The organism is uncultured Ligilactobacillus sp., from assembly GCF_948826705.1.
Taxonomy (GTDB): domain Bacteria; phylum Bacillota; class Bacilli; order Lactobacillales; family Lactobacillaceae; genus Ligilactobacillus.
The window spans coordinates 1-5,536 of sequence record NZ_CAQLEL010000086.1 but is presented as its reverse complement, the minus strand read 5'-3'; the positions used below and the strand labels follow the sequence as shown (position 1 = coordinate 5,536).

The following is a 5,536-nucleotide window of genomic DNA, read 5'->3' as shown; positions in this document are numbered from 1 at the left end:
TAACGCCGATAGTAGTTAGGGGATCGCCCCTTGCGAGGGTAGGAAGTTGCCACGCGTTATTCCGGCATAGCTCAGTTGGTAGAGCACCTGACTGTTAATCAGGCTGTCGACGGTTCGAGTCCGCCTGCCGGAGTTGATTTTAATGGAGAGTTGTCCGAGTTGGCCGAAGGAGCATGATTGGAAATCATGTAAACGGGTACTAACCTGTTTCAAGGGTTCGAATCCCTTACTCTCCGTTTTAAAATTATGGCCCGTTGGTCAAGTGGTTAAGACACCGCCCTTTCACGGCGGTAACATGGGTTCAAATCCCGTACGGGTCACTTATGGAGGATTAGCTCAGTTGGGAGAGCGTCTGCCTTACAAGCAGAGGGTCACAGGTTCGAGCCCTGTATCCTCCATTATAATTATGGTCCTATGGTGTAGGGGTTATCACGCCTGCCTGTCACGCAGGAGATCACCGGTTCAAATCCGGTTAGGACCGTTGCAATTACTGATTGCATTTTAAATATTGTTGTGGCTCGGTAGCTCAGTTGGTAGAGCAAAGGATTGAAGCTCCTTGTGTCGGCGGTTCGATTCCGTCCCGCGCCACCATGGAAGGGTAGCGAAGTCTGGCTAAACGCGGCGGACTGTAAATCCGCTCCTTCGGGTTCGGTGGTTCGAATCCACTCCCTTCCATTTTTCATGATAGGGATATAGTTTAAAGGTAGAACTACGGTCTCCAAAACCGTCGGTGTGGGTTCAATTCCTACTATCCCTGCCATGATGGCGATAGTGGCGAAGTGGTTAACGCACCGGATTGTGGCTCCGGCACGCGTGGGTTCGATTCCCACCTATCGCCTTTTGATTGGGGTATAGCCAAGCGGTAAGGCAAGGGACTTTGACTCCCTCATGCGCTGGTTCGAATCCAGCTACCCCAGTTTAGGGATTTGTTCCTTTTGAAATGGCGGTATAGCCAAGTGGTAAGGCAGAGGTCTGCAAAACCTTTATCACCGGTTCAAATCCGGTTACCGCCTTTTGTTGGCTTAATATAAGGTAACTAATAAAATTTAATTATGCCGGTGTGGCGGAATTGGCAGACGCGCTGGACTCAAAATCCAGTGTCCGTTGAGGACGTATCGGTTCGACCCCGATCACCGGTATCATTTTAAAGGCTAGATGTTGGATCTAGTCTTTTTTTTGTAAAAACTTTTATTTGTATACCGTACCAAAAAAGCTGTGTAATGAACAAGTTATCATTACACCATAAAAAGTATAGTACCATAAATGTTTAAGGCTAGATTAAGTTCTAGCCTTTTTTAGTGCAAAAAAATTACTTATAAGTTATGATATTAATGTTGAGTTATTGATAAAGTTTGTTGTGTAAAACTCTTGTTTATAAAGGTTTTGCCCAATATAACATTTGATATATCTAATATATATAATAAATTTTAATGTATAGGAGTGATTTTATTGCAAATTGTAAAAACGCGTTCATTTTGGAACGCTACAGCTTTAACTTTAGCTTGTGCCTTACTAGGGGTACTTTTAGCTAAATTACCATATTTAGATCTTGTTGGGACATTGGTCATCGCTTTGTTGTTGGGGATGGCACTACAGGTGAAGCCAAATTGGGTAGAAGCTTCCAAACCAGGTGTTAGTTTTATTTCAAATAAGTTTTTGCGACTTGGGATCATTTTACTGGGCTTTAGGCTCAATTTAATGAAGTTAGCCGATGCTGGGATAAAAACGATCTTGATCGCGATCTTCTTAGTTACGGTGACGATTTATTTGACCTATTATTTATGCGAACGCTTTGGGGCTGAAAGTGATCTGTCCATCTTGACTGCAGCAGGTTGTGGTGTTTGTGGAGCGGCAGCAGTTATGGGGGTCTCACCACAGATCAAAAATGATGGTGTTGATGAAGAAATAAAACGTGAAAATGAAGTACTTGCGATCGCAGTCGTTTGTGTCATGGGGACTTTATTTACACTGATCGAGATCGGATTAAGACCGCTACTTCACATGACTGATTCACAATTTGGGGTCATGGCAGGTGGTTCTTTACACGAGATCGCTCATGCAGTGGCAGCTGGTAGTGCAGGTGGATCGATCAGTTTAGATGACGCTTTGATCATGAAATTATCACGCGTCTTGTTATTAGCTCCAGTTGCATTATTGATCGGTATCTGGTATCAAAAACATTTAGCTAAAAAAGGAAAGCTAAAACAAAGTACGGGTGAAAAGAATAAATTACCAATCCCATGGTTTATGGCGGGTTTCTTGATCTCAAGTATCATTGGAACTTTTATTCCGTTACCTCAAATTTTGATCGATGGCTTAGTTCAAGCAGCTTATATTTTCTTGGGAATGGCGATGGCTGCTTTAGGAATGTCGGTCAACTTCCATGTGATCGCTAAACGTGGTAAAAGCGTATTTACAGCCTCTTTGATCTCTTCGGTCGTATTATTGATCTTAGCCGCTGGGGCTGCTAAATTATTCTTTTAGTTAATAGCGTACTATCTGCTGATAGTACGCTATTTTTATAGGTCTTTGTTTGAAATGAAAGCGGAATTATGCTATTTTTAAATTGTAATTGAAAATGATTCTCAATTAGAATCGGGGGTGAGATAATGCAAAAATTATCTGAAGTAATGACACGGGGCAAATATGTCGTAGCTCAAGTAACGGCTGAACATCAATTGAAAAAACGTCTCAGTGAGATGGGAATGGTGCGGGGCAAAGTATTGACTGTGTTCAACCAAAATATACACGGAAATGGGGCTATGATCCATTTTCAAGGGCAACGTCTAGCTTTAAGTGATAGTATTGCAAGTTGCATTGAAGTTTTAAGTGTTAATGAGCTAGCAGAGCAAGAATTAATGCCACTTTCCCAGTTAAACTTAAAGCAAAGCTGTTTAGTTGCCAAGATAGGTGGTAAAAAAGAATTAAAGCGGCGCCTGATGGATATGGGATTGACGCAAAATACTTTAGTTACCCTAGTAAATACAGCACCATTAGGCGACCCGCTGGAGATCTTGTTACGAGGCTATAAGCTGACCTTACGTCGATCTGAAGCTGAGTTGATCATGGTAAGGGAGATAAGCATATGAAAGAAATAGCACTAGCTGGAAATGCCAATAGTGGCAAAACAACTCTATTCAATTATCTGACCGGGGCTAATCAGCGCGTTGGAAATTGGCCGGGAGTTACAGTCGAACGTAAGGCTGGATATCTAAAAAAGAATAAGGCGATCTTATTGCAAGATCTACCTGGGATCTATTCACTATCACCATATACACCAGAAGAATTAGTAACACGTAAGTATTTATTGGAAAAACGGCCAGATAAGATCGTTGATGTAGTTGATGCGACCAATATCGAGCGAAATTTATACTTAACTTTGCAATTATTAGAGACTAAGATACCACTTGTATTGGCTTTAAATATGGCTGATCTCTTAAAAAAACAGGGTCGAAGGATCAATACGAAAAAATTGGCTTATCTTTTGGGGATCCCGGTGATCAAGGTCAGTGCGCTCAAACGGGAAAATATCGCTACATTAGTTGGTGAGATGCAAAAAAAGCAAGCTCCACCAGAGATCATACCCAAATATGATCCACGGTTAGAATCAGCCTTAGCTCAAATAGCAGAACAATTACAGGGGATCGTAACAAAAGATGAGTTGCGGTTTTATGCGATCAAATTGTTTGAACGCGATGAACAGATCCAAGCTGAATTGAAGTTAGATGCTAAACGTCGGGAAGCGATCGCTGACTTGATCCAAACAGCAGAAAAAATTTTTGACGATGAGAGTAGTAGCATTATCATCAATGCCCGTTATGACTTTATTTCACGTGTTATGGACCAGTGTGTGATCGATGAAGGTGATTTTTCACTGAGTATCTCTGATCGGATCGATCTTATCGTGACGAATCGCTTTTTGGCATTACCGATCTTTTTTGGGGTTATGTGGGCTGTTTATTATTTATCGATCCAAGTTATTGGAACTGCTGGATCAGATTGGCTAAATGACGTTTTATTTGGCGAATATATCCCCAAATTTACCGAAGATCTGCTTAGCTCGTGGCATGTAGCTCCATTTATGCAAGGCCTGATCATTGATGGGATCATCGGAGGGGTTGGAGCTGTGCTCGGCTTTTTACCTCAGATCATGATGCTTTTTTTATGTTTAGGGATCTTAGAGGATTGTGGCTATATGTCTCGGATCGCCTTTGTGATGGATCGGATCTTTCGACGTTTCAATTTGTCGGGCAAATCGTTTATCCCATTATTAGTCTCTACAGGCTGTGGGGTTCCTGGGATCATGGCGACTCGGACGATTGAAGCAGAAAAAGATCGTAAGATGACGATCATGCTAACGACTTTTATGCCATGTTCAGCTAAATTGACTGTGATCGCTTTGATCGCTGGGACCTTTTTTAAAGGTCAGAGTTTAGCAGCTCCAGCGGCGTATTTTTTAGGGATCATAGCTGTGATCGGCTCGGGGATCTATTTGAAAAAAACAGCCTTATTTGCTGGTGATCCTCAGCCATTTGTGATGGAGTTGCCAGCTTATCATCTCCCAAAGTTAGATAATATCGTACGGTATGTTTGGTTAAAGAGCAAGGGGTTTGTCCAAAAAGCTGGAACGATCATTTTTGCTTCGATGGTCGTGATCTGGTTTTTATCAAATTTCAATTTTAGATTAGAACAAGTTCCCCAAGAAAGCAGTATGTTGAAGGGCATCGGAAGCTTGTTAGCCCCAGTATTTGTGCCTCTTGGTTTTGGAGATTGGCGTGCCGTCTCGGCTGTTTTAACTGGCTTGATCGCTAAAGAAAATTGTGTAGCTACTCTTCAAGTAGCTTTTGGAAATCCACCAACACAAGCTCGGTTTGACCAGCTTTTGACAGCAGCCTATACGCCAATGGCAGCCTATGCTTTTTTGGCGTTCAATCTATTATGTGCGCCGTGTTTTGCTGCGATCGGAGCAATGCATAAAGAGTACGGGGATGCGAGTTGGACTTGGCGCGCTATCGGTTATCAAACATTTTTAGCTTATTTAGCAGCTATGTTGATCTATCAGATCTCAGTACTTGCAAGTGGCAATTATTCAATCTATAATGTGATACTTGTTTTATTAGGTATCACATTGATCGTTTACGGTTTATTTATCAAGAAAAGTAAACCGCAAGCGTTAGAACAAGCAATAGAAATGAGGGATTCAGAATGGTCGCAACACTGATCTTAGGCTTAGTGATCTTTGGGCTAGTAGCATGGATCGTGTATACTAGGATCATTAAGCAAAAAAACAGCGAATGTGGTTCGTGCCACAATGTTGGCTGTCCGCTGATCGATGTCCAAAAGATCAATAAAAAAGAACATTTATAGATCTAAAAGGGTAAGAAAGTAATTCTTACTCTTTTTTTAAGGTGTAAAATTTAACTATTTTGATACGATCTGTGCTAAACTATTCTTGTTAATGTAAGTGCTTTAATTGCTAATTTTAAAGCTTTTTTAAATATTTAGAGAATGGGGTGTAGAGGAAGATGAGTACACG

The 5,536-nt window shown here is 41.5% G+C and carries 4 protein-coding genes and 12 tRNA genes; all 16 read left to right on the top strand.

Going from position 1 to position 5,536, the window contains the following annotated elements; all coding sequences use genetic code 11:
- The first annotated feature begins 60 nt into the window (after window positions 1-60).
- The 16 genes from Q9Q35_RS05960 to Q9Q35_RS05885 all read left to right on the top strand — a co-directional run bounded on the left by Q9Q35_RS05960 (window position 61) and on the right by Q9Q35_RS05885 (window position 5,367).
- A tRNA-Asn gene (locus Q9Q35_RS05960) sits at window positions 61-133 on the top strand.
- Window positions 134-144: 11 nt separating this feature from the next.
- Window positions 145-236 (top strand) — tRNA-Ser (locus Q9Q35_RS05955).
- A 12-nt stretch (window positions 237-248) separates the two neighbouring features.
- Window positions 249-320 (top strand) — tRNA-Glu (locus Q9Q35_RS05950).
- A gap of 5 nt (window positions 321-325) precedes the next feature.
- Window positions 326-398, top strand: a tRNA-Val gene (locus Q9Q35_RS05945).
- Window positions 399-408: 10 nt separating this feature from the next.
- Window positions 409-481 (top strand) — tRNA-Asp (locus Q9Q35_RS05940).
- Between the two features lie 34 nt (window positions 482-515).
- Window positions 516-591: transfer RNA gene (locus Q9Q35_RS05935), tRNA-Phe, on the top strand.
- Between the two features lies 1 nt (window position 592).
- Window positions 593-675, top strand: a tRNA-Tyr gene (locus Q9Q35_RS05930).
- Window positions 676-686: 11 nt separating this feature from the next.
- Window positions 687-760 (top strand) — tRNA-Trp (locus Q9Q35_RS05925).
- A gap of 5 nt (window positions 761-765) precedes the next feature.
- Window positions 766-838, top strand: a tRNA-His gene (locus Q9Q35_RS05920).
- Between the two features lie 7 nt (window positions 839-845).
- Window positions 846-917, top strand: a tRNA-Gln gene (locus Q9Q35_RS05915).
- A gap of 25 nt (window positions 918-942) precedes the next feature.
- A tRNA-Cys gene (locus Q9Q35_RS05910) sits at window positions 943-1,013 on the top strand.
- A 41-nt stretch (window positions 1,014-1,054) separates the two neighbouring features.
- A tRNA-Leu gene (locus Q9Q35_RS05905) sits at window positions 1,055-1,139 on the top strand.
- A gap of 310 nt (window positions 1,140-1,449) precedes the next feature.
- Entirely contained in the window at window positions 1,450-2,484 is a 1,035-nt protein-coding gene (locus Q9Q35_RS05900) for a YeiH family protein (RefSeq protein WP_304652576.1), read from the top strand.
- A gap of 125 nt (window positions 2,485-2,609) precedes the next feature.
- Window positions 2,610-3,089, top strand: a complete 480-nt coding sequence (locus Q9Q35_RS05895) for a FeoA family protein (RefSeq protein WP_304652575.1) — start codon at window positions 2,610-2,612, stop codon at window positions 3,087-3,089.
- Complete coding sequence (gene feoB, locus Q9Q35_RS05890; RefSeq protein WP_304652574.1) at window positions 3,086-5,221, top strand: ferrous iron transport protein B; 2,136 nt, start codon at window positions 3,086-3,088, stop codon at window positions 5,219-5,221. Before Q9Q35_RS05895 ends, feoB begins: the two co-directional genes overlap by 4 nt.
- Window positions 5,206-5,367, top strand: a complete 162-nt coding sequence (locus Q9Q35_RS05885) for a FeoB-associated Cys-rich membrane protein (protein ID WP_304652573.1) — start codon at window positions 5,206-5,208, stop codon at window positions 5,365-5,367. Before feoB ends, Q9Q35_RS05885 begins: the two co-directional genes overlap by 16 nt.
- Window positions 5,368-5,536: the final 169 nt, after the last annotated feature.